The sequence below is a fragment of the Ruegeria sp. Ofav3-42 genome, from assembly GCF_022347725.1.
Lineage (GTDB): Bacteria > Pseudomonadota > Alphaproteobacteria > Rhodobacterales > Rhodobacteraceae > Ruegeria.
Window position 1 is genome coordinate 15,224 of record NZ_JAKRGB010000013.1, and the last position, 23,431, is coordinate 38,654.

Annotated in this window: 22 protein-coding genes, 1 pseudogene and 1 riboswitch; of the genes and pseudogenes, 5 read left to right on the forward strand and 18 right to left on the reverse strand. The window is 56.3% G+C overall.

The features are described from left to right. Window positions 1–281 precede the first annotated feature (281 nt). Window positions 282–479: pseudogene (locus MHN28_RS17800) on the forward strand (IS5/IS1182 family transposase); the annotation flags it as partial. Here the strand turns inward: MHN28_RS17800 and MHN28_RS17805 are convergent. The 4 genes from MHN28_RS17805 to MHN28_RS17820 form a co-directional block, all read right to left on the reverse strand. After that, window positions 412–960 (reverse strand): hypothetical protein, encoded by a 549-nt coding sequence (locus tag MHN28_RS17805; protein ID WP_239344034.1) that lies wholly within the window; start codon window positions 958–960, stop codon window positions 412–414. The pseudogene MHN28_RS17800 and the gene MHN28_RS17805 sit on opposite strands and share 68 nt — an antisense overlap. A gap of 28 nt (window positions 961–988) precedes the next feature. Then, the gene (locus MHN28_RS17810) at window positions 989–1,897 is read right to left on the reverse strand and encodes a hypothetical protein (RefSeq protein ID WP_239343923.1); all 909 of its coding nucleotides are present in this window, start codon (window positions 1,895–1,897) and stop codon (window positions 989–991) included. A gap of 92 nt (window positions 1,898–1,989) precedes the next feature. Continuing rightward, complete coding sequence (locus MHN28_RS17815; RefSeq protein ID WP_239343924.1) at window positions 1,990–2,166, reverse strand: hypothetical protein; 177 nt, start codon at window positions 2,164–2,166, stop codon at window positions 1,990–1,992. Then, the gene (locus MHN28_RS17820) at window positions 2,166–2,360 is read right to left on the reverse strand and encodes a hypothetical protein (RefSeq protein ID WP_239343925.1); all 195 of its coding nucleotides are present in this window, start codon (window positions 2,358–2,360) and stop codon (window positions 2,166–2,168) included. Before MHN28_RS17820 ends, MHN28_RS17815 begins: the two co-directional genes overlap by 1 nt. A gap of 134 nt (window positions 2,361–2,494) precedes the next feature. On the opposite strand from MHN28_RS17820, the gene MHN28_RS17825 reads away from it, so the two are divergent. Next, window positions 2,495–2,956: an SDR family NAD(P)-dependent oxidoreductase gene (locus MHN28_RS17825; protein WP_239343926.1), complete on the forward strand. Its 462-nt coding sequence runs from the start codon at window positions 2,495–2,497 to the stop codon at window positions 2,954–2,956. 420 nt (window positions 2,957–3,376) lie between these two features. On the opposite strand, the gene MHN28_RS17830 is transcribed toward MHN28_RS17825, so the two are convergent. From MHN28_RS17830 to MHN28_RS17845, 4 genes are all read right to left on the reverse strand, one after another. Beyond that, window positions 3,377–4,084, reverse strand: coding sequence for a 4'-phosphopantetheinyl transferase superfamily protein (locus tag MHN28_RS17830; RefSeq protein WP_239343927.1), 708 nt, complete (start codon window positions 4,082–4,084; stop codon window positions 3,377–3,379). A gap of 703 nt (window positions 4,085–4,787) precedes the next feature. After that, on the reverse strand, window positions 4,788–5,696 hold the full coding sequence (locus MHN28_RS17835; RefSeq protein ID WP_239343928.1) for a U32 family peptidase: 909 nt from the start codon (window positions 5,694–5,696) through the stop codon (window positions 4,788–4,790). Between the two features lie 4 nt (window positions 5,697–5,700). Further along, window positions 5,701–6,678 (reverse strand): peptidase U32 family protein, encoded by a 978-nt coding sequence (locus MHN28_RS17840; protein ID WP_239344029.1) that lies wholly within the window; start codon window positions 6,676–6,678, stop codon window positions 5,701–5,703. Next, complete coding sequence (locus MHN28_RS17845; protein WP_239343929.1) at window positions 6,678–7,220, reverse strand: SCP2 domain-containing protein; 543 nt, start codon at window positions 7,218–7,220, stop codon at window positions 6,678–6,680. The genes MHN28_RS17840 and MHN28_RS17845 overlap by 1 nt, the downstream gene beginning before the upstream one ends. A 136-nt stretch (window positions 7,221–7,356) precedes the next feature. Between MHN28_RS17845 and MHN28_RS17850 the strand changes: the two genes are divergently transcribed. Continuing rightward, entirely contained in the window at window positions 7,357–8,865 is a 1,509-nt protein-coding gene (locus MHN28_RS17850) for a UbiD family decarboxylase (protein WP_239344030.1), read from the forward strand. Beyond that, a complete protein-coding gene (locus MHN28_RS17855; protein ID WP_239343930.1) occupies window positions 8,862–9,443 on the forward strand; it encodes a UbiX family flavin prenyltransferase in 582 nt (193 codons plus the stop codon). Before MHN28_RS17850 ends, MHN28_RS17855 begins: the two co-directional genes overlap by 4 nt. A gap of 54 nt (window positions 9,444–9,497) precedes the next feature. On the opposite strand, the gene MHN28_RS17860 is transcribed toward MHN28_RS17855, so the two are convergent. From MHN28_RS17860 to gntH, 3 genes are all read right to left on the reverse strand, one after another. Beyond that, window positions 9,498–10,745 carry a HupE/UreJ family protein gene (locus MHN28_RS17860; protein ID WP_239343931.1) on the reverse strand — a complete coding sequence of 416 codons (1,248 nt, stop codon included), beginning with the start codon at window positions 10,743–10,745 and terminating at the stop codon, window positions 9,498–9,500. After that, the gene (locus MHN28_RS17865; RefSeq protein WP_239343932.1) at window positions 10,742–12,499 is read right to left on the reverse strand and encodes a hypothetical protein; all 1,758 of its coding nucleotides are present in this window, start codon (window positions 12,497–12,499) and stop codon (window positions 10,742–10,744) included. Before MHN28_RS17865 ends, MHN28_RS17860 begins: the two co-directional genes overlap by 4 nt. A gap of 128 nt (window positions 12,500–12,627) precedes the next feature. Then, window positions 12,628–13,959 (reverse strand): guanitoxin biosynthesis MBL fold metallo-hydrolase GntH, encoded by a 1,332-nt coding sequence (gntH, locus tag MHN28_RS17870; RefSeq protein ID WP_239343933.1) that lies wholly within the window; start codon window positions 13,957–13,959, stop codon window positions 12,628–12,630. Between the two features lie 212 nt (window positions 13,960–14,171). On the opposite strand from gntH, the gene MHN28_RS17875 reads away from it, so the two are divergent. Further along, window positions 14,172–15,482: a hypothetical protein gene (locus MHN28_RS17875; protein ID WP_239343934.1), complete on the forward strand. Its 1,311-nt coding sequence runs from the start codon at window positions 14,172–14,174 to the stop codon at window positions 15,480–15,482. Between the two features lie 33 nt (window positions 15,483–15,515). Here the strand turns inward: MHN28_RS17875 and MHN28_RS17880 are convergent, their stop codons facing one another. The 7 genes from MHN28_RS17880 to MHN28_RS17910 all read right to left on the reverse strand — a co-directional run bounded on the left by MHN28_RS17880 (window position 15,516) and on the right by MHN28_RS17910 (window position 23,430). Continuing rightward, a complete protein-coding gene (locus tag MHN28_RS17880) occupies window positions 15,516–16,271 on the reverse strand; it encodes an ABC transporter ATP-binding protein (protein ID WP_239343935.1) in 756 nt (251 codons plus the stop codon). Beyond that, complete coding sequence (locus tag MHN28_RS17885) at window positions 16,261–17,268, reverse strand: iron ABC transporter permease (RefSeq protein ID WP_239343936.1); 1,008 nt, start codon at window positions 17,266–17,268, stop codon at window positions 16,261–16,263. The genes MHN28_RS17880 and MHN28_RS17885 overlap by 11 nt, the downstream gene beginning before the upstream one ends. Then, window positions 17,269–18,201 (reverse strand): ABC transporter substrate-binding protein, encoded by a 933-nt coding sequence (locus MHN28_RS17890; RefSeq protein ID WP_239343937.1) that lies wholly within the window; start codon window positions 18,199–18,201, stop codon window positions 17,269–17,271. Next, entirely contained in the window at window positions 18,188–18,907 is a 720-nt protein-coding gene (locus MHN28_RS17895; protein ID WP_239343938.1) for a ferredoxin, read from the reverse strand. The genes MHN28_RS17890 and MHN28_RS17895 overlap by 14 nt, the downstream gene beginning before the upstream one ends. Window positions 18,908–18,994: 87 nt before the next feature. Further along, window positions 18,995–19,203: riboswitch (cobalamin riboswitch) on the reverse strand. A gap of 953 nt (window positions 19,204–20,156) precedes the next feature. Continuing rightward, on the reverse strand, window positions 20,157–21,656 hold the full coding sequence (locus MHN28_RS17900; RefSeq protein ID WP_239343939.1) for a mannitol dehydrogenase family protein: 1,500 nt from the start codon (window positions 21,654–21,656) through the stop codon (window positions 20,157–20,159). Further along, window positions 21,656–22,429, reverse strand: coding sequence for an L-iditol 2-dehydrogenase (locus MHN28_RS17905; RefSeq protein ID WP_239343940.1), 774 nt, complete (start codon window positions 22,427–22,429; stop codon window positions 21,656–21,658). The genes MHN28_RS17900 and MHN28_RS17905 overlap by 1 nt, the downstream gene beginning before the upstream one ends. Next, window positions 22,426–23,430, reverse strand: coding sequence for an ABC transporter ATP-binding protein (locus tag MHN28_RS17910; RefSeq protein WP_239343941.1), 1,005 nt, complete (start codon window positions 23,428–23,430; stop codon window positions 22,426–22,428). Before MHN28_RS17910 ends, MHN28_RS17905 begins: the two co-directional genes overlap by 4 nt. Window position 23,431 lies beyond the last annotated feature (1 nt).

The window sequence follows — 23,431 nt, forward strand, 5'->3', positions numbered from 1 at the left end:
CCTCTCGTCGCGCTCGTTTTCGGCACCTGTGCAAAAGCTCTCTCAGAATTGCGAGGGAGCGCACATAGAGGCTGTTTTCAGCATATTTCGCCGGACAGTCAGAGTTTTCACACAGCCTCAGCCCATTGCCGACATTGCTGCTCACCGTAGGCGCGGCGGATGCATTCGGCAGCTTTAGGTCGATTGCAGACCATGTTCCTCAGGGTGATGAAAACGAACACTGCGGGATAATGCTGACTCAGCAGGAATTTACACCAGCCAAAGGTCAGATAAATCCGTCGAATTCAGCATCACAAGAGGAATGGGATGCTGCACAGATCGATGCCAAGACCGCACCGCGTGCTGTTCGGGAATATCTGGAAACCCTGGATGAGGCCGCGTTTGGTGCTGCCTCGCCAGTCAAGCCTAAGTTCACATCATATTCTGACCCTGCCAGCCAATGGACAGCGGCGCACAAGGCGCCCGCATTTTTTGCGTATTACTGGCCAGCAATTGTGTGGCCTTCACGTGCTTACGGCGACGGAGGAAATTGATTGCGGCGTTATGCGCCAATCGGGCCATTTCGTTGACTTGCTTCACGCCCGCTACCGAACGCGGCACGACGCCCATTCGCATGGAGATTTCCGTCTCACCTTCAAGACCGAACACCGCTTCGTTTGCGAGGTATTTTTCCCGCAAAATTTGCTCGTTGCCCAAATGTTCCGCATCCGGGTTTTTGAGCATTTCGATTGCGAGGGCAGGGACAAACACACAGACGACTTCTGCCACCATTTCCGTGGCGACACGTCCCGCGATTTTGTCCAGTTCAAACGACACCGTTTGCCGGGTCAATCCGCCTTCGGATTGCAAGAACGGCACACAGCCGACCGGGACCAGTTTGCCCCCTCTGAAGCGACCCCCAAGGGTCATCGATTCGACACGACGATTGGTCGCGTCCATGTACATGGAACGCATTTTCATTGCTTTTCCTTCTCTGTGGTTGGTTAGGTTAAAGTCCGTTCAGAACACGACGCCGCATCCGATACGCGTCAATTTCTGAGCGCGTCGGTGCGAGTGAACGCCCTGCGTGGTTGTACCGTCTTTTTGTTTGATAGCCTTTTTGAGCGCGTGCCGCGCTACGCACGACGTTGTTATACCGTCGATTGTCTAGGAAGTTGCCGATTTTTTGGCCAGCCCAATAGGCTGCGTTAAACGGCACCGCAGCCGCTGCCGTTATTACTTCGTCTATTCCCCACGGCTCGCCATCCGCACCCGGAACGACCATCGTTCCAAGTCTGTTGGAAATTTCTGTGAATCCCGGCCCGCTCGAATATTTCGTCTTTTCGACTTCGCGTCCCGGCGCTATGCCGTGAGTAGAACCGATATCGCTATTATCACCGCTGCCACCGCCAGCAGAACCATTAGCGCTGTGAATAGGTCCAGTATCAGATCGAGCATTTCTATCCCCGTAAATCCCCGGAACACGTGGTCTAGTTGTAAGCTTGCGAACTCGTTCGCGCAACTTTTGATTTTCCTGCTGCACGCGCGAGTGTTGCGCCACGTATTGCGTCACCTCGCTAAATGCATCGCCCCAGCCGGTGAAGGCTTGTTCGCGGTGCCGCCCGAGCGTGGCCATTCGACCTTGACCACCGGGCAGGGCAGGGGTCCCGGCTATTGCCGGTGTCGCCACAAATCCCCCCGAGCCATCGGACCCGGATAACGGGTTTATTACCGCCGCTTCCAAACGCGCCCGGACAGCCGCCGGGTCGTTATAGGCCCGGTGGTCCGCTCGATCCGCAAGCGTCTGCAATCGCGCCCGGTGCGCGTCCTCTGTCGCAAATCTGCGCGCCAGTGCTTGTGCCCGGTGCGCTTCGCGTATACTCACGCCTTCCGCGCGCCGCGCCTCATCAATATTCATTCGATTGATGCGCTCTTGCGATGCGATGTTGCGCTTGTTTGCGCGGCTTTGTGAGCGCGCCCCAAATATCGATCCGATTAGCGAGAATACCATTAGTTCGACCTTCCTTTGTACCAGTCGATTGCGGCATCGAAGTAGAACAGAATGATTGCGATCAGAGCCGCGCCAAGCGCATGTTGCTGATCTGCCGTCAGCATGACTTGCGCGCCTATCCAGCCGACAGCGACCGTCGCCAGTCGCTGCGCAAAGTACATGACCACTTGTCGCATTAGATGCGCTCCAGCTTCTTCACCAAGCGCAGAATGCTGTCCTTTGCATTCAGCAGGGCAATCATTTCGTTTGCGTTGTCGGTTTCGTTAGCGGCGGGGATGCACTTTCCCGCTACTACGTTCAGCATCTCACAGATGCTCCGCTTGTCCGCGTTCCGGTTGCTTACTTCCTTCGGCTGTTGTTTGTTGTCCATTAAACGGTCCCTTCAACCTTAAGGTATTGTTACGCGCATAAGAGATGTTATGTAAAAAATACTGTGCGATTGGGACTTTTCTCTAATCGCCAATGCCTTACGATGCATTCCTAAACGCCTGAATGGAGTTTTGGATGAAGTTGAATGGTAAGACTGTGGTCGTAACCGGCGCGGCCAACGGCATTGGCAAAGGCCTCGCGACCCGGTTATCGCATGAAGGCGCAACCGTCGTATGCGCGGATATCAATGCGGATGCCGCCCTTTCTGTGGCGAAGGAAATCGGCTGCACACGACCAGCACCCATCATTCCTCGGTACATAGGCCCGTTCGTTCATGCAGATATGCGGCAAAATCTTTGCGACTCGCTAAGTCACCGCGGCCGCGCGACGTTGCACAGGGTTCATATGATTTTTCTGAACGTCGAAGCTTTGCTGAACCTCATGCAGTCGATCGGCGAGATTCTGGCCGTGCCCCTTCGACTCTATTTTGGCCTCAAGAGCCATGCAGCTCGGGACAAGGCCAAGAGGCTGTCAGAAGCCCTGCGGCTTCCCGAGCGCTATCTCGATCGTTTTACCCGTCAGCTATCGGGTGGCTAGAAAGAACGTGTCGGAGAGGCATGCGCTTTTGCCGACAATCCCGTAGCTGCGCGTTGCGATGAAGTGACGAGAGCGTTGAACGTGTCGGCCGGGCGGCGATGCTGGCTTTGCTGACCCGACTGCAAAAGGGAATCGGCCGTTCTTCCTTTTTTGTTAGTCGCGATCTGCTGTCGTGCGCGTAGTATCCGACCGGGTGGCTGTCCTGTATCAAGGCTGTATCTGCGCGATCGGCTCCTCGGCGCAAGTTTAAGCGCCTCCTTACCCCCCCCATACGAGGAGATTGATGGGGGCAATTCTGGAGCAGAGCGGGGCGCAGCCGCTGGCAGCATTTGTCGCATGACCCCTTCTGATGTTTCCTGGGTCGCGGTCAAGCCATGTGATCTCAACACATCTAGGTTTGGGGCCAAGCACGAGCACGGGTTAAATCTTGGAATGTCGTGAATAAAGGTGCCCCGCTGATTCACCCTGTCGCCAGACAAGCTTGGTGGACCCGAGTACATCGCGCAGGGCCAACGCCCCTACCCAACCGGCGCAAGGCTCGAGATGAAACAACGACCAGCGGGACGGATCGTCGCCTTCGATCCGGGTCACCTGGGGCGAAACGTCCGGCGAAAGTGTCACGTCAAAGGAATCAAGTGGCATGTGAAGACCATGTCCGAGCATTTTCAGAACAGCTTCCTTTCTGGTCCAGCACCGAAAGAAACCCTGAAGCCATTCCGAGTTCGGCAAGGCCGACAACTTGGCGTACTCAGCAGGAGAGAAGTGATGCCTCGCAACGGCGTTTTCAATTGGTCGGATCTTTTCGATATCAAGCCCCGGATCGGTTTGCTCGCACACTGCCAGAACGGCCCGTCCCCCGGAATGGCTAAGATTGAAGCCAGGGCCGTCTTTTAAAAGAGGTTTGCCGTAGGTTCCGTAGGTAAACTCAATCGAATTTGCATCGCGACCCAGATATCGACCCAAAATCCTGCGCAACTGAGTGCGGCCCGCGATATACATGCACCTGTCGCGCGGCTTAACAAATCGGTTCGCGCGTTGCATTTCTTCAATCGACAAAGACTCGCTGATTTGGTGCAGATGCTCCTCAGGGACGTCCAGAGACCATTGCCAAAGATCAACCTGGGGCACGCACAAACTCCTCTGCTCTGGATCCGAGCTTACTCATTTAGGCCCAGCCAAGTCGATAGGAGGACTTGATGAAGCGCAAGTTTATCATGTGGATTCCAGCCTGATCGCAATGGGCTGCACGATCAGGGCTGGTCAAAGCCACGGACAAGCTGTTGGGAAAGAACAGTTCCTATCGAATGTCGTGGTGTCGATGCCGGACGGCGGTCGCCCTGCCACAGTTACTTTCTTGCCAAGGACGCTGGCTCACGACCAACTCTGCATTGACCCGCCTGCCTTACGGAAAACAAAGCTATGCCGTGGTCCGGTATTGGGTCGAGAACCTGACACACCGCAACATTGGCTTAGTCGCACAGGACATGCGGAGGATGATTTTGCGCCCTATACCGACGCCGGCCCAAACGGCGTGGCCACGCTGTATTGGATCATCGCACAACCCCGGTCAAATGGGGCCATCGCAATGAGGCGTCTTTGACCCGCAGATACTGAATGAAGGAATTCCTCCCAACATTTGTTTCGACCAAGCCGCTGATCGAAGCATTTGCCTTTCTCGAGCGCGCTCGTTGCTTTCACCGGCGCATGAACAACCGTCAAAATTCAAGTCAAAGCTTCGGCAATCATTCCGCCTGCCAATTCAAAAAACCGGATCACACCGCATAACCGCAACGTGGCGACAGCGTACCGTTTGCCGCCGACGTCACAGGCATTACGAGCGTTGACCGTCGGCACCGGTCCAGTCCGCGCCGCAGGCTCCTGTCAAAAACCCATCACTCAGACGGATGTTCGCGTCGCCGGATTGCACTTCACGTGCCAGCTCTCCTTGTGCGAGGTTCTGATCGATACGCTGGCGATACAGCCCACAAAGCTGCGTAAAGCCGCGTGATTGCGGCGACAGGCGCAGGGCACCGACCCCGGCAGCTCGCAGTTTTTCAATCTGATGATCGGTACACGCATAGGTATCAGACAGTGTCTGCACGCCATTCATCGCCAAAAAGGGCCTTCCATCGCGGGTTTGCACGTCCAACCCATCCGGGTCATCTTCGCAGGCAAACTGGCAGTTGTCCTTGGTGCGACCGTGCAACCGAGCGTGATAACAGCGCCCGGAAATCGCCAAGGGTAGCCGCCCATGACCCCAAACCTCTACCGCCAGATCCAATTCGGCAGAAACTTTCGCCAGAGCCTCGACCGAAGCAATGGGCAATTCCGGGGGCAAGCAAACGCGCTGCGCGCCGCAAGAGGCCAGCCACCGCAGCGTGCCTTCATTGTAGACATTCACAAGCGGCCCAACGGAAAACTTGGTGTTCTTAGGCAGATACGCCAGCGTCGTCAGGTCGTTGATTTCAATCGTGACGCCCATCTCGATCAGTTCCGCAGTCAGCTTGCGTTCACGTTTTAGGGTCACCAAAGCGAGGCTTGTAAGGGCAACGTCCTTCCCGGCATCTGCAAGTCTGGAAAGCGCTTCTGGAATTCGGTCCTGATAGAACGGCAATCGTTTGGAACAGACGAGTTCACCTACCACAACGCGGTCTACGGGCGCTTGTGTCAGGTCAGTGTAAAATTCGCTCCAGGTTTCAGCGGACCAAAAGAATTGAGCGGGTCCGACGGTCAGTTCCATAGGGCTATCTCCACGTCTTTTTGTAAGCGCCAGTCGTCATGGCTTGCCCTTCGGACAACCGCGCGAGCATACCTTCGGGCAACGGACGTCCTGCATCCAATGCGTCTACAGCTGCACGGAAATTGCGGACCACCTGCGCGACGTAAGACTTCGACCGCTGCCGCCCCTCGATTTTCAGAGCCGTCACACCAGCCTTTTGCAATTGCGGGATCAGCTTTTCAGCATTGAGGCTGACCGGGTCTTCGAACAGATGCCCAGTCTTCTCTCCCGCGGAAAAACACCCTTTACACAGCGTCGGATATGGCGCTGGCTCACCCTTGTCGACACGGTGAATGAGATACCCACCCAGGCGGGCGTCCAATACGCCATGATCTTCGGTGTAATCCACATGGCTGGCGGGCGAGCAGACGCCATTCATGTTCGGGGATAGTCCAGTGGCGTAAGACGATAGCGAACAACGCCCCTCGGCCATGACGCATAGCCCGCCAAAGACAAAAACTTCGGTCTCAACATCGGTTTCAGTATTGATCGCAGCAATCTCGGGCACAGACAGGACGCGCGGCAGGACCACCCGTTTGACACCAAACGTCTCGGCATAGAAATTTATGACATCGGCATTGGCAGCCGCTGCTTGCACTGAAAGGTGTCGCCGCAGTGCCGGGTGATTACGGGACGCATGATCCAGCAAACCGAGATCTGCCAGAATGACCGCATCTGCGCCGCAGATCTCGGCATCGTTGATCGCGCGGTGCCAGATCCCTTCGTCGCCTGCACGTGGGAACGTGTTGATGGCAACCAGTACTTTTGCGCCGTGCTGATGCGCAAAGTTCACCCCATCGCGCAATTCCGTCCGATTGAAATTCAAACCGGGAAAGTTGCGCGCATTGGTTTCATCGTTAAACCCGCAATAGACTGTATGCGCCCCCGCTTTAACGGCGGCGCGCAAAGCAGCGGGGGTGCCTGCCGGGCAGACGATTTCCATTACCATATCGCTGAATCCTCTGGCCGCGTCAGGCAAAGGCCCGTCCGGTTTTCCGCAAACGCAATCAGATTTTGTACGGGACGCGCAAAAGGTCCTGACAGCGAGGCCGCCTCTGCAGCCAAATCCAGCTCCGCATCGTCTATGGCGTTGCGCAAAGCCAGCACTGCACCCGTATCGCCCTCGACCACCAGGTCACGTGAAAAGAACAGGGCATCTCCGTCAAATGCGCCGTGCACCAACCCGAGCAGCGCCGCCAGTGGGCCGGATATCCGGGCGGACGCAACCGTGTGTCGCCTGGTCAGTTTTACTTTCGGCTGCCCGCCATTTGGATTGAGGCGTAGGACAATCGGCAGATCGACCGGATCAAGAACGAACTCCGTCCGGTCATATTCGCCAAGGCGGTTGAACAGGCCGGGATTGCTCTTTGCGATTTTGCGCGCAAACACCGTCAGCGAAAGCGACAACGGTGCAAGCGGCAATGCGCGCAGGCCCGCCGCCAACACGGCAGGACAATACGGCATCGGAATTTGAGGATCGGACAAACAGACCTCCTGCTGCCTCAACAAAGCTGACTATGGCTGCCTTCCTACGGTGCGCGCTGTTTGGGGGAATTGACTGTTGTCAATTCTGCCCCGCGATCTTGTTGCTAGGAGGGCGGGAGTTTTACGGAGCTTTCTCATTCGCACTCTGCCGCCATACCCCGCGCTTCGCCATTTCCTGAGCTGGTGCGAAACAACGGATCAGTTCCGCACAATTCCCGATCCGGTTTCGGTGCGCCATCAGATGACCGCAGTGCATCGGGCCGTGTTAGAAGCGCAAGGGCCGGTTTTGCAGTTTGATCACCCGCTGATCAATCAAGACGTACGATCCGACATCCCCGTCGTTGTGAACATTTTCGGAACAACCGCACGTGTTGCGGCCGGACTTGGTGTAAATTTGGACGGGCTGGACGGGTTGGGACAGTTCTTGGCCGCGCTTCGGGCCCCTACCCCACCTGATGGGCTACGCGATGCTTTTTCGCGTTGGCCAATGCTGAAAGCAGCGCTCGCGACCCGGCCCAAAATCATCAAATTGGCCCCCGTTCAAAGCGTAGTGCACATTGATAGCGACGTTGATTTATCGATGGTTCCGGTTCAGACGCATTGGCCGGGCGATGCAGGGCCGCTTATTACATGGCCGGTGGTGATTACCCGCCCCTATGCTGGCGCAGCGGATAACGTTAGCGGTTACAATGCGGGCATCTACCGTGTGCAGGTACTTGACCAAAACCGCCTGATCATGCGCTGGCTGCCACATCGCGGCGGGGCCGCGCATCATCGCAGCTGGGCAACGCACAACGAAAAGATGCCGGTCGCAATCGTTCTGGGCGCGAATCCGGCGACGCTGCTCTCGGCGGCGCTGCCGCTTCCGGAAAACGTATCGGAAATGACCTTTGCAGGCGCATTGAACGGCTCACGCCCACGGATGGTGCCCGCCAAGACCGTGCCGCTTCTGGTCCCGGCGGACGCTGAAATCGTTCTGGAAGGTTGGGTGGCACCAACCGAGACCGCCCCCGAAGGCCCATTCGGCGATCACACCGGCTATTACAATCCCGCAGAGCCATTTCCGGTGATGCATGTCAGCGCAATATCCCACCGTGAAGCGCCCTTGTATTTATCCACCTATACCGGCCGCCCACCGGACGAGCCCGCGATCATCGGAGAGGTGTTTAACCGCCTCGCCCTGCCCACCATCCGCGCCCAAATCCCGGAGATACACGACCTCTGGCTGCCGCCGGCTGCATGTTCCTATCGCATAGCGGTTGTGAGTATCGACAAGCGTTATCCGGGACAGGCGCGGCGGGTGATGATGGCGCTTTGGGGAATGCTGCCGCAGTTCAGCTACACCAAATTGATTGTGGCAGTGGACACCGACATCGACCCCAGAAACTGGGACGACATTGCCTGGGCGCTGGCGACGCGCATGGACCCGTCCCGGGACGTGATGTTACTGGAGAGTACCCCCATGGACTATCTCGATTTCGCCTCCCCCCAGCCTGGACTGGCGGGCAAGATGGGCATAGATGCCACCACAAAAATCGGCAGCGAAACGAGTAGGGATTGGGGGCAGGTCATGCACACCTCGGATGCGGATTTCGCGTTTGCCGAAACGCTGATCGAACGCGTTCTGCCAGAGTTGCGCCAATGACCTCGTCGCGCATCGTATTGGGGGTTTCCGGAGCATCGGGAGCCGTCCTTGGTCTGGCAGTGGCGCGATTGCTGTTGGCGCAGAATGTCGAAACGGATCTGGTTGTCAGTCCGGCCGCAAAACTCACACTGGCGCAGGAATGCAGCGCTGATGCTTTTGACGAACTTTGCATGTTGGCGACCCGCTGCCATGCCAATCAAAATGTCGGCGCGAGCATCGCATCAGGCTCGGTCCCTGTGTCCGGGATGATTGTCGCGCCCTGTTCCATGCGATCTCTGGCCGCGATCGCGCATGGTCTGGACGACAACCTGTTGACGCGCGCGGCCAGTGTGCAACTTAAAGAACGCCGGCCTCTGGTTTTGTTGACCCGCGAAGCGCCATTGACGCTCGCGCACCTACGAAACATGACCCTCGCTGCGGAAATGGGCGCAGTTATTATGCCCCCGGTTCCTCCGTTTTATCTGGGACTGCGCGATATATCCGGTATCGTCGATCAAATAGCAGCCCGCGCCGTCGATCAACTTCGTGTTTGCGAACCGGCGGCTGAGCGGTGGCAGCCTTCGGAAGGACAAGCATGATAGCCAAATCCGACCGCTTCTAAATCCAATCACAGTGTTTGCCCTGGCAGAACGTCACAGGAAGAACTCCGCCCGCTCGACCACCCAGATCATCGCGATCAGGCTGGCGACGGTGGCGACGACGGCGCGGGAACCGGTCCAGATAGGCCCCGGCTGCTTGCGCAAGAACAGAACCAACGGCCAGACCAGCAGCACGATCAACAACTGCCCGACTTCGACACCGACATTGAAGGCCAGCAGGCTGTGCCAGACATTTGGTGCATCCACGCGCAGGATCTGGTGCAGCATGAAGGAAAAACCGAACCCGTGCAGCAATCCGATACCCGAGGTGATGGCAAAGGCCCTCAGATCTCCGTGCCCCTGCTCTGGCGGTCGGACGGCCATAACGGCGGCATAGATGATCGACAGGGCAATCAAAAGTTCAACCGTTGGTATGAACCAGGCACCACTGGGCGCAATGCCAAAGAAGCCAAGGATCAAGGTCACCGTATGACCAAGAGTGAAGCCGGTGACCCGCGCCAACAGACTGTGCAGGTTCATCGCACCGATGATCATACACAGCACAAACAGCACATGGTCGGGGCCTTCGAGGATGTGGCGGGTGCCTTCAACCAAAAAGGTCGAGGCCGCAGCAGCGGCTGAACCTGACACAACAACCGGGTCATGCATCAGGCCCGTGGCGCGATATGTCCGTGTTTGATCTCCGTCGTAATCCAATATCAGGTTCGCCGTATCCTCCTGCCCCGGCAGACCGGGATTTGAGGTATAGGCCAGGCTGTAGGTACTGACCGGCCCGGTGGAATAGCGCAGATGCAGGTCCACCATTACATCGCCCACATAGGTTTCATCCGCAGCGGCGAATACATCCCCATTGCCCAGTGCGCTCTGCGCCTCTGCCAAAGTTGCAAAACCCGGCTCCGATCCCAGAGGATGCAATCTCAATGTCAGTATCGAAGCGGCCCGTGCCTGCCCGTCTACCGTAAGCGTAAGCGTGCCTTCGGCGAGCGCCGCCAACCCGTTCGGATCGTTCTGCACTGCTGCCTGATCCACGTAGTGCATCAGCACGCCGTTTTCGATCTGATTATGTGTGTAGGGCGCAGGTGCGGGCTGCCCGTCCGGACCTTCTGGCCCGACCAACTCGGCGGCGACATAGGACATCGGCAGGCGCAGAAAGACATCCAACCCCTCGTCAGTATGTACAACATGATGCACCCGCACGTTCTGGTTCAGCTTGAAATGCGCAAAAGCGGCGTTGCCGGCCGACAGAAAGGCCATTGCAATCAGGAAAACAAACGGTCTCATGAATTGCCTCCTTGCAGAAAAGCCTGATTTTTCATTCGGGCCTCAAGGATCGTCAGCCCTGAAAGGAACCACGCGCCTTCAATTTGCTCGACGTCCAGAACGGCCCGGTACGAAACAACTCGCTGGTGCATGTGCCCCCAGTGACCGCCACTGACCAATGCGTCCCATCGGGCTAATATCTGATCGCCGCCGTTCGCTGACGGCTTCACATCCTCAACGACAATGTTGCCAAAGTCTTTGGCCCGAGCATTCGCACCGGACGGCAACGCGACTGTCAGGCCTCGGTTCAATTCCACTTTGATTTCTTGCGTGTGCTGAGAAGCAACAAAGCTGCTCAGGGCGTGCGAAACTTTCGAATCTTCTGTTTCAAGGCGTGCGGCGGCCAGATTTGAAACGATGGCTTCGGTGATTTGTGACGCCGTTGCGCCATCGGGAATAACTTTGACCGGGAGGCTGAATTCGACCGTGCTCGACCTCAAGACACCAGAAATTATGGCGGTTGTTAGCAGGACCGCAGCGCAGCCTTTCCAATGATGAGGGTACTTTCTTAGCGCGACTGCGGTGGCTAGCAACGCGAGCGCAAAAAGGCTTAATGAGAGCAGTGGAACATCGATTGACTGCGATATGGGAATTACAATTGGTTGCGTACCGGGATCGCTCCAATTGAGGATGTAGTTCGTCCAAGAGATTTCTGGCGCGCCTGTGGTTACTTGGCCGGGTACAGCGCCTGCCGGATCGGAAATCTGGACGGGTACGGTATCTGAATCTTCCGTGAACAAATTCCACGCCATCGACAGGTTTTGAGGCAACGCATCGCGGGGATACGAAAGTATGATGCCAAGAATAGCGGTTGCGCGGTCCGTTTGCGCCGGTTGATCTAGGACCTTCAATCCGTCGACACCGACAGACAGTTGCTCAACCCGGGCCGAGGCCGGCCGAGCGGCTTGACCCTCAATGATCAGCGGATTGCTTTTTGAAAACAGACCAATAGCCAGTTTTTTGATGTGCTCCATCGTGGTGGCGTTCAGTGAGGTCGCATCTCCAAGTTCCACGTCAGTCCAGGCCTCCAAATCGCGAAGGCGAAAGATGACCTCGTGCCGGACTTCACGCGGCTCGACCGTAACAAAGGACATAAGCGCGGATTTGTGGTGCCGGGTCAGGTTCGGGTTCTCGAACTTGCTGTACCAGGGGTCTTTCCAGTTTGGGTAAAAAACCTCTGATCGGGACAGGTAGCGATAGTCTGTGACAGCCACACCAAGATGATCGAAAATGACGCCTATCGCCGCAGTCGGCACACCTTTGTCCGTAAGTGGCGGTGTGAAGGTGATCGTCCGTGGTTTTTGCTCAAACCCGTACTCCAGGACGACATAGACGACCTGGGGTGAGCGTTGATCTTGTGGCGACAGCCCGTAGCTTGGCCTGAAGGCTACGACACGCTCTTTCCTTGGCCGGACTTCGACCAACCGGGTTTCTGGAACAAGTGCCGTTCCGTCGGCAAACACTTTGAATGCCTTACCCGACCGTTCCGACAGATTGTCCGCCGGGCCCGTACCCTGCTCTGCCCGCGCCAGGAACAAAGGCATGTCATCAAAATCGATTTCCAGCGCGATGCGTACCCTGTCTTCGAGTACCGAGATTTCGGCAAAGTTTGCAGCCGTCTCTGCGCCATTTGCCGGCAAAAGGTCGGCTTGAGACGTCTGTGGCAGCAAGATCGTCACAACAGCCAATACAGCCCATCGCATGAGATACTTCATTCGGACACACTCCTGAACAGAGTTGCTCTGTGCTTCCCGCTCCGAACCCGAGGGTGTGTTTGTAACAAGAAGCACAGAGACCGGTGCCGGATCGGCGTGCCATCAGGCACCGGTTAGCTGACTTGGGATCATTTGGGTTCCGACTTTTCCGGGTATGGAAATTCCTGACCTACGGCTTCGCTGGCCTCTTCGTAAATCGGCCGCAATACGTCGTCGACATCCAGCACGCCACCCGCAACAAAGTCGCTGAAGTCGAGCGTTTCCACACCAAGACTTTCAGCCATCTCCGTCTTGTCTTCTGCCTTTGGGGCCTCTGCCGGTGCCGCCAGCGGTGGTGCCCATGTCCGTTCCTCAGTCGCAGCCATCCGCACGCGGATGTCATCTTTGGTCACGTTCCAAACCATGAAGTCTTCGGACAGACTTAGAGGACCGTCATAGGTAGACCGAATGCGTTCATACACACCGTTGACGGTGTCGAAGTCGTTGAAGAAGTGATAGGCAACCGCCATTCGGGGTTTGATCTCGCTCATGACTTTTCCGAACGCCTCTGGCGCGGTGTGAACTTGAGTTCCCACTTGCAGAGCCGATTCCGGTGTAAATTTCATCTTGCTGACCAGTTCAGGCACCGCGATGAAACATTCATGGATCACCAAATCGGCATCCTTGGCGTATTCGACGAACCATTTATTAGGGTAAGTGTCCGAACTGAAAACAAACTTCAGGTCGTTCCATTCCAGCGCGTAGCTTACTGAGCCATCGATCGAGTGGATGGCCGGAAACGTCCGAATGACAACGCCATTATCCTCGTAAATGGGTTCGTTCTCAAGTTTGTAGTCAAACTCGGTCACATCCATGACGTACCCACGGAAATCGACGTTTCCGGCCCGACCTGCCAGGTCCCAAGTCAGCATCTCTTGCATGCGGTCCAGAGCGTAGGCCGTCCCCAGTTCCGGGACAGCGCCACTTGGCCCCCAGACACGCAAAGGTACATTTCGCCCCATCAAAGCTCCACCGATGAACAGGTCATGCAATGCCCCGAAATGATCGGTGTGCAAATGACCGATGAACACCTTGTCCAGGTAGTTATACGGAATCTGAAGCGAGGAGATCCGTTCGGCTGACCCCGATCCAATGTCGAACAGAAACTTGTCGCCGTTTCCAAGTTCGACAAGGAAACAAGCCGCGGCCTGCGCCGCACGTGTGGTCGGCATGCCCGTCCCGCAAGCAATCACCCGCATTTCGTCGGGCTGAAGGTCTTCACTGTTTGGGTAATACGTATCTCTCTCCCTCGCCTTGACCGGGGACACTTCGGGAGTCGCCTCCTGAGCCAAGGCCATAGAAGGGCCAAAGGTTTCGCCAAGGATTTTTATCCCCCCATTCGGGGCGGCCAACCAGATGCCAAAGGTTATCCCGGCCGCCAGGTAAGCTGAGTATTTCAATAGCTGATTTCGCCTTTTCATTTCTTGCTCTCCCATTTCGCCAAAGTCGCCGGAATGCTCGAAAGTGAATTATTGTGATGGCGACCGCACATCCATTGCGATGCAAAGCCAGTGTTCCGCATTTCTTATGCGCCGGTAACGGATTCACCGTGACACAGGGGTGACTCACGATAGAATTCAGTGCATCATGATACGTGCATGTGTTCGTAGTGCCTTAAAAATACAGGTTTTTCATGGAAACCGGCATTCAGGAAGCTGACAAAGTAAAGGCGTTGCAATCTGTTTGCGACAGTGAGCTTTTTTCCCATTTGGACCGGCTTTGCGCCTTCCTGACATATGTAGTGACCGAAGAACTGGCCGGTCGCGGCGACCTCATCATGGGCAAGACAATTGCCCAGGATGTGTATGGCCGCGATCCGTCTGAGGCAGGCGACACCGACAATGTCGTCAGGGTGGACGCGCGCAGGCTGAGGCAAAACCTTGACCACTATTACGACACGGCAGGTTCCGCCGACCCTGTCAGGATTTTTGTTGATACAGGAGGGTACCGACCACGCTTCGAAAGGGCTGAGGCGCCTCAACGCAAGAGCCAAGGTTCATCTAAACGCACTATTGGTTTCGCGGCGTTGGCTTTTGTGATCGGCACCGCTATTGGTGTCGCTGTTGGGTTTGGCCCTCTGACAAGCCTGACCAAAGACCGCGCTCAGGATTTGTCGTCGACACCGTCGCATGACTCATTGAAACGTCAGGCCCTGCGGGAACAGTCAGCGACGTCGCTGCAAGCCGTCAATCTGGCGGAGCAAGCCAGAAGTATGATTTTCCCCATTTTTGACCGCCCCCGGCAAAAGCTGGTAACGGAAATATTCCGTCATGCGATTGAGCTTGGTCCGGATTATTTTGGCGGATACGCAGGCGCTGCCCAGACCCTTGCAACGCTTGCAATCATGACGCCTCCGGGCCCGGAGAAAAACGCATTGGTTGGTGAGGCACAGGCCATGGCTGAAAACGCGCTGCGTCTGGCACCCACGGACCCGTGGGCGCAGTCCGCTCAGGCTTGGGTCAAGTTTTCGAACCGAGAATATGATGAAGCTGTCAGAATATCGAACCGGGCGGTGACTTTTGCACCCGACGACGAAAACGTCCTGGATGTTCACGGGTCGATCGCCTTGTTTTCGGGCAATTTCGCCGAAGCCGCCAGCGTTGCCGAAAAAGCCATGAACACTGGCGGCAGCAACAAGCGCTTAGCCAACCGAAATATTTATGGTGCTGCGAACTTCCATCTGGGAAACTACAAGGTATCTCTGGAGTCCCTATTGGCAGCCGCAGACTCCGGGGACCCGATAAGCGCGCCGTCCTTCGTGTATCAGACGGCCGCCCTTTTTGAGCTTGGGCGCATCGAAGACGCCGCGCGCAAACATGCCGAGTTGAAGAAATCCTGGCCCGATGTGGACGTTGAAAGAATGCTGACCGGAATCTTTCGAAGCCCCGCGCATGTCGAGAAAGTGATGAAGAGCATCAGAATGTTAGAGCAAGAAACGAACTAGAAGACCGATGAAATTTGCGCTTGCACTTCGTGATTAAGTCACAACCGGTCCGGCAATCACCAAAGACTGCGCGTCAAAGTATGCATCCACCAGAAAATGGGTCATCAGATTTTGTCGTGTCAGAACGTCTGAGGGCTTGCCCCGGTCAACGATTTTACCACCGCTCATCAGGTGAATATGATCGCAGTACCGTGCAACGAGGTTGAGATCGTGAAGTGTCATCAAAACTGTTCGGCCACGCCGTTTGACTTCGTTCAAAAGCACCAGTTGGTAGTGCAAATCAAGATGGTTGGTCGGCTCATCGAGAATGTAGATTTCCGGATCACTGGCCAATAGCTGGGCGAAGTAACACCGTTGCAATTCGCCACCTGACAAACGGTCGGCAGGTTGGCCTCGCTTTTCACTTAGCCCAACCAGTGCAAGCGCTTCGTCTCTGCGTCGGGCCAGGTCAGCCCCGCTTAATCCCAGAACAGAAAGACCGATTTCAACGATATCCTCGGGCGTCAGCCCGGCCAGCAGTCCCGAACTCTGCACCAAAGCCCCGGCTTTCTGCGCCCACTCGTGATGGCTGCATTCGTCTATACCCCGGCCATCTGCGACGATCGTGCCAGCACTTGGGCGCAAGGCACGATAGATCGTCCGCAAGACAGTCGTTTTACCGGAGCCGTTCGGACCCAGCAAACAATGTATTTCACCTTTTGGAATGGCCAGAGAAACGTCGCGGACATAGGGCCGCCCACCAACTTCGACCGAAAGATCACGGATATTCAACGCAAAATCAGCTTGCACGGCGCAACCCTCGCAAAATGATGATGAATGGTGGGGCTGCGAACAATGCAAGCAAAACGCCAAGAGGTAACTCCTGCGGAGCCAGTAGTGTGCGGCACAACAGATCGACAGCCATCAGAACAATCGCACCCAGAACCATCGACAAAGGCAACAAAACCTTGTGACGTGCACCCACCAGCAGCCGCGCCATATGCGGCACGATCAGGCCTATAAAACCCACAATGCCAGCAATAGAAACGGCAAGACCTGTCAGAACAACGGTCGCCACAAAGATCATCACGCGAAGACGTCCAGTACGAATACCCAGCGCCTGCGCGTGCTCTTCCCCCAGCAATGTTGCGTCCAAGGCATCGGAACGCAGCAACGAGAGGCTGGCGATTACTGCAAGCGACAGCGCCAAAAGCGGCAGCTCTCTCCACTCGGTTCCCGCGGCGGTACCCATCAGCCAACCCAACGCGTTACGGGTAACATGCGGATCCCCGATATAAAGAAAAAAGGCCGTCACCGACTGGAACATCAAAGACACCGCAACGCCCGCCAGAATAACGACCAGCGGATCAATCTGGTGCCCGCGTTGTTGGGACAGGCCTAGCGTCATCAGGAACGCCACTGCGGCTCCGGTGAAGGCGATCACGGGAACACCCAACACTTCGGTCACCGAAGCCGGCAACCAGATGATCGCGGCCACAGCTGCGGCGGACGCTCCGGAAGACAGTCCCATCAGGTATGGGTCCGCCATAGGGTTACGCAATGCCGTCTGCATCAGCGCGCCCGCCAAGGCAAGCCCGGCCCCGATCAGTCCAACCGCCAGCACACGGGGAATGCGCCATTGCCAAACGATCAGCGAAAGTCCGCGCGGGGCGTCTTCGGCACGTATCAGAATGGCAAAGCGATCCGACCAGCTTATATCTGCGGTGCCCCACAGAACACCCGCGATGGCGACCAACAACATTGCGACCATCGCTGTGGGAAAGAGGACCAGAAACCGGGATTGCATTTACTTGAGGTCTGCCAGCTGCGCGTTCAGGTTTTCCACACCGTCAGCAAAGCGCATTCCCAGCAATGTCTCAGAAAACGGCACCGTTACGAACCGCCCTTCCCTGACAGCAGTCAGTTCGGACAGAACCGGGTCGTTTTCCATATACGCACGCTTATCCGCCGCCGAGGACCATCCCGCTTCGATCAGCAGGATCACATCGGGGTCTGCCTCGACCACGCGTTCCCAGGCAAGATCGACCCATGTGCCCTCGACGTCAGCGCTGATGCTGTTCAAACCTGCGGTTTTCGCAACCAGTGCCGGTCCGCTGCAACACCCGATCGAATAAGGCGTTTCGTCGCCGCTATCGTAGATGAACGCCGATCGGCCCGCACCAGCCGGATCTGCCTGAACCGCATCAATACGTGCCTTCGTTTCTGAGATCAGCTTTTCAGCGCGATCATTAACATCAAAAACCTTCCCGATTGCCTTGATATCATTAAGAATTGGCTCGATGGTCAGCGGTACATTCTTGGGATGGGCTTCACCGCACGACGCGTCGACCAGGTAGGTGCCGATACCCAGATCATGCCATTTCTGCGCCGCCCCCAGATTGTCCTCGGAAAACGCAGAGCCAAAACCTGCAAACAGAAAATCCGGCTCGTTGGATAGTACAACCTCGGCTGCGGGGTATTTCTCGGCGAGGACCGGGACCGAAACGAATGCTTCTTGCCACTGTGCCGGGATTTCATCGTCCAGATAGGCGGTGCCGACCATCGATTCCTGCAACCCAAGCGCCAGCATCACCTCGGTCGCCTGTTGGTTCAAAGTGATCGCCCGCGCCGGAGCTTTCTCGAAGGTGAATTCGGTACCGCAACTTTGCACGGTCACAGGAGCGGCCTGAGCAGTTGCGGCGACGAACCCCAGGGGCACAAGATATTTAAGCAGGTTCATGGATGTCTCCTGTTTGATGAATGAGAAGAGTGTCGGGAATGGTTCCAGCGCACAAAGCTTGCGAAACAAAGGTTCGAATCTCGCTCAGGCTTTCCACCCGGTACCAATTGCCATGGGGGTAGTGCACAATCACCGGTCCCGCGTTGCAGGGAAACAGGCAGCCGGTGGTGGTGACCAGACAGTCAGAGCTCTGTCCCGCTCGGCCAAGCTCGTTTTTCAGCGCATCGACCAAGTTGGGTGCGTCTTTCAGATGGCATCTTGGCCCGGCGCAGACGAGCAAATGATGGCGAAACGCAGGTGGGCTGTCCCACCCATTACCAATTTCGCCGAAAGGCTTCGGCGACAGTGGCTTCAAGGCGACTTTGGCCGTCGCTGCAGCCTGAATGACGCTATGATCGGTCTGCAAGGGATGTGCAAAATACAGTGCGGGCGCAGTCGTGCCCTGTCGGGCCAACCAACTGGACGCGGCGTTCGGCAGCCATTTTTCAAGGCTCTGCGAGAATGGCAATCCAATTGGTCGTAACTCGATCCGGGTGGCGCCTGCTGTCTTCAGGTCGTCCAGCGCATGCCAAAGCCCGTCCCCTGCCCCGTCCAGTCTGACGGCGCGCGACTCGACAGGTGCCGCATCCAGCAAAGCGCAAGACAGCTCTCGGAACCGTTTCTGACTGACGTAACTTGCTGAAATCAGATAGATATATGCGTCCATCTCTGCCTCTGTGCAGGAGGCAGGTTGGCGCGGCGCGCAAGCCCGAAGATATCCACCATCTCATCCTCCTCGGGCCCTCCGCCCGGTTGGTTACAACTCAACGATGGCAGGTCTCCTGACTCGCGGATCAAAGCGTGCCGTCCCTTCCCGGATCGATTGAGATCCAGTGGCGTTGACGGATTGCTCACCGCTTACAGTTGCGGGGGCAGTTTCGGATTTGAACAAATGTCCGCACCGAATTCCCTTTTCATCCCCTTGGCCCAATGGCGTGGGGAACCATCGCTTTCTGTCTGCTTAAATCCTGCCGGCCCGTCAAGAAGGTTCTGGTCGGGGGACGCCGGATTTCTGATCGTTGCTGACTTTTTCGCTGGCTTGGCCTTTGCGACGTGAGCCCGCTTTCGATCACCATCAGAGCTGGCCGACCCAGTGAAGCCAATTCACTTTTGGTGGCACATCGGATGGCCATCAAAAAACTTGGCACAGCAGTAAATACAACTGAGTAATGTGAAAGTTGGACCCACGGGCCAATGACCAACCTGGTGCGGGTAACGAAACGTCGGTCGAACTTGATACGGCCTTATCAGCAGAGCTATTTTACAGGGCTCTAGTCTACACCAAGCATAATCGGGAAAGCGGGTCCAAACGAGGCTTGGGAACCGTCCGTCGTTACAGAAGCTTCACTTGTCGGCATCCAAACGGGCAATTAGGAATAACCGCACGATGTATTTGATACTTAAGACTTTTTTGCCGATCGAATAGCCTCGGCATGCACCGCGCCGGGTGAACTTCTCGCTGCCCGGCGTCGCGAGGCCTGGAACTGCGTCGCCCAACAATATCAATCGCGGCTCTACTCCGATTTCCGCCTCGCTATTTGATTAGCGCGAGTGGTTTCGGGCCGCCTTATTTCCAAGATATCACGTCATGGAACGCCCCTTTCTGTTTGATCCAACCCGCGATCTTTGGCTTCAACTTGCGGAGTACAGGATCGCACCTATCTTCTTGTGCTTGAGGAGCGTTGTACGCGTGCCTACACCGAAGCCCTGTGGGGGCGGTTGTAGGCACAGGACATCAATGGTTTCGATCCCAAGAAACATGAGATCAACGATTATTGCACGGCAAGCACAGTTTGTCTGGCGATAGACTGCACAGACGAGCCGTGTAGATCGACAGCCTTAACATCAAGCCTGCCCTACAGAATATGGGTATCGACGGGCACATTTCGCCAACCTGCCTACCGTTGCCAACCGCATCACTCTGACCTGAGATAGCATTCAATTGCTGCCCGACTGCCCTGTTGCCAAATCATCGGCAACCAGTTCGTAAACTCCGTGGCAAAGCTAGCGACCTGACCGGTGTCGCCGTACAGGTTTGCAGCCGAGATCCACAGTTCGGGGTTCTCGCGGGCTGCAAGAGCCGTAACTTGCAATTCGGCCCAGATGGGATCGTTCGGCGCAATTTCAGTACCGTCTTCACGCGTTCCGGCACACATCCGGCACCAGAGTGCCTCAACCAGTGCCAAACCTTCTAGGGACGCGCCGGATGACAACGCATCGCGAAGCGAAGGAAGCAAGAAACCGGGATGCCGGGCAGAGCCATCAAAGGCCACACGACGCGTCGTGTCATGGATCGCAGAGTTCGAAAATCTGCGCTCCACAAGGTCCAGGTACTCACCAGGCGTTGTTTCAGGAACTCCGTTGACATGAGGCAAAATTTCTTCGGCTTGGACCTTTCGAAAGAACTTTGAGATTTCCGGATCCTGCATGCAATCAGAAATTGTCGGGACGTTCAAAATTTCACCGACATTCGCCAAAATCTGGTGCCCACCATTCAGAATCCGCAACTTAAGAGTTTCATAGGCATGAACGTTGTTCGTTATCGCCACACCGACTTTTTCCAAGGGTGGGCGCCCGGCACAGAACTTGTCTTCGACCACCCATTGCCGAAAATTTTCATGCGAGACTGGTGCGAGGTCCTCAATTCCCAATGCGCGGCACTGTGCCCGGACCTGATCCGTGGTCGCGGGAACTATGCAATCCACCATCGAGTTCGGGAAAGCACCATTGCAATCTATCCAATCCGCCAGATCAGGATCGGACAGGCGCGCCAGTTCGACAACGCAGCTTTGCAAAATGGTCCCGTTGCCCTGTAGGTTATCGCAGCTCAGCGCAGTAAACGGTCGGAGCCCGGCAGCACGTCGATGTTTTAACGCGGCCACCAAGGCACCGAACACCGTGATGGGCCGTTCTGGGTTTTGCGCATCGTGGCGGATTTCTTCGTGATCAACATCAAAATCACCGGTCTTGGCATCAAGGAAGTACCCGCCTTCAGTAACGGTGAGGGAAACAATTCGAATTGCCGGATCAGACATCTTTCTGATCAAAGATGCATTACCCGGCTCGATTGGCAGGTAGTCGATCATCGGCCCGATGATCTCGGCTGTGATGCTGGACGGGTCGAGTTCAACCAAAGTGGTCAAACAGTCCTGTCGGATCAGTTTCTCCCGCATTTCGGAGTCATATATCCGCACACCGGCCCCGATGATGGCCCAGTCGTGCGCCAACCCAGACTGCATCAGTTGATGGATGTACCATGCCTGATGTGCGCGATGAAAATTGCCAAGACCTATGTGAACTATACCCGGCGATAAGATCTCGCGTCCGTAAAGGGGTGTTTTTACGCTCGCTGGAATGCCTGCAAGGCGGTCAAGCCGCAACTCCACTGGTGTATGTGCGCTTGCCAACGGATCCATCAGCTCATCCAGTTTCCGCCGTCGACGTTGTAGGTTTGCGCAACGATGTATTTTGCATCGTCCGAAGCCAGGAAAACCGCCATGCCAGTGAGATCTTCTGCGCGTCCCATACGGCCATAAGGGACCGCAGCTGCGACCTCACGTTTTTTCTGGCCAGGTTCCTTGCCTTCGTGTTTTGCAAAGAATGCGTCAACGCCGTCCCAATGCTCTCCATCCACCACACCTGGTGCGATGGCGTTCACGTTAATTCCTTGGGCGATCAGGTTTAGTCCCGCTGACTGTGTCAGTGAGATAACAGCCGCCTTGCTGGCACAATAAACGGCGACCAAGGGTTCCCCACGACGCCCAGCCTGCGAGGCCATATTGATAATCCGACCTTTGACCTGATGCTCGATCATATGCCGCGCGACGGCTTGTAGCGTGAACAAGGTGCCAGCAACGTTGATATCAAAAACACGCTGATAGTCAGATCGGTCGATTTCAGTGATCGGAGCCGCCGTGAAAATAGCGGCATTGTTGATCAACACGTCGATGGATCCGAACCGAGAGGCGGTGCGCGCAATTGCTTCGTCTATGCTTTGCTGATCCGTCACGTTCATTTCAACCGCCATGGCCGAGGTGCCGATTTCCAAGGCCGCGTCCTGTGCCCGGGCAATATCGATATCGGCAAGGGCCACGCGCGCACCTTCGGCGACATAGGCTTTGGCGAAGGCCAGGCCGATCCCTCGTGCGGCACCGGTGATAAGTGCCGTTTTGCCCTCCAACCTGTTCATTCGATCCGCAGCCCCTGTGCGTCAAAGCGGTGAATCACATCCGAGCGTGGCGTCAGGTGAATGCGGTCGCCATGTCGGAACCCAACTTCGCCATCAGCTCTGACCGTTATCGTTTCGGCCAGTCCAGTTTCATGAATGTGAAAAAACGTATCGGACCCAAGATGTTCGGACACACCGACGACGCCCGACCACGTCCCCTCGCTTTCAGAAACCGCGATATGTTCGGGGCGCACACCGATAGTATGCGCGCCTTGTTTTGCTGCCTCATCACCCTCGATGAAATTCATTTTCGGAGAACCAATGAACCCCGCGACGAACAGGTTGCGCGGCGTCCGGTAAAGCTCCAGAGGGCTACCGACCTGCTCTATCACACCGGCCTGTAGAACAACGATCTTGTCGGCCATAGTCATGGCCTCGACCTGATCATGAGTTACGTAGATCATCGTTGTGGCGAGGCGTTCGTGCAACTCGCTGATCTCAAGCCGCATCCCGACGCGTAATGCTGCATCGAGGTTCGAAAGCGGTTCGTCGAACAGGAATGCTGCCGGCTCGCGGACAATCGCACGGCCAATCGCAACCCTTTGCCGCTGACCGCCAGACAATTGACCGGGGCGACGATCAAGATAATCCGTCAGGTTTAGAACCTGCGCAGCTCCTTCGACGCGACGATCAATCTCGGCTTGATCCAGCTTGGCCATGCGCAGTGGAAAGGCGATATTCTTGCGCACCGTCATATGCGGGTAGAGAGCGTAGGACTGAAACACCATGGCTAGCCCGCGCTTGGCCGGGGGTACATCGGTGGCATCCTCGCCGTCGATCTCGACGGATCCGGAGGTGATATCCTCCAGCCCAGCGATCAAGCGCAGCAGGGTAGATTTACCGCAACCGGACGGGCCGACGAAGACAGTGAATTCGCCATCTTGAATTGTCAGGTCCAGTGGGGGGATAACCTCGACATCACCGAAGCTTTTAGTCACGGACTTGAGTTGAATGCGTCCCATG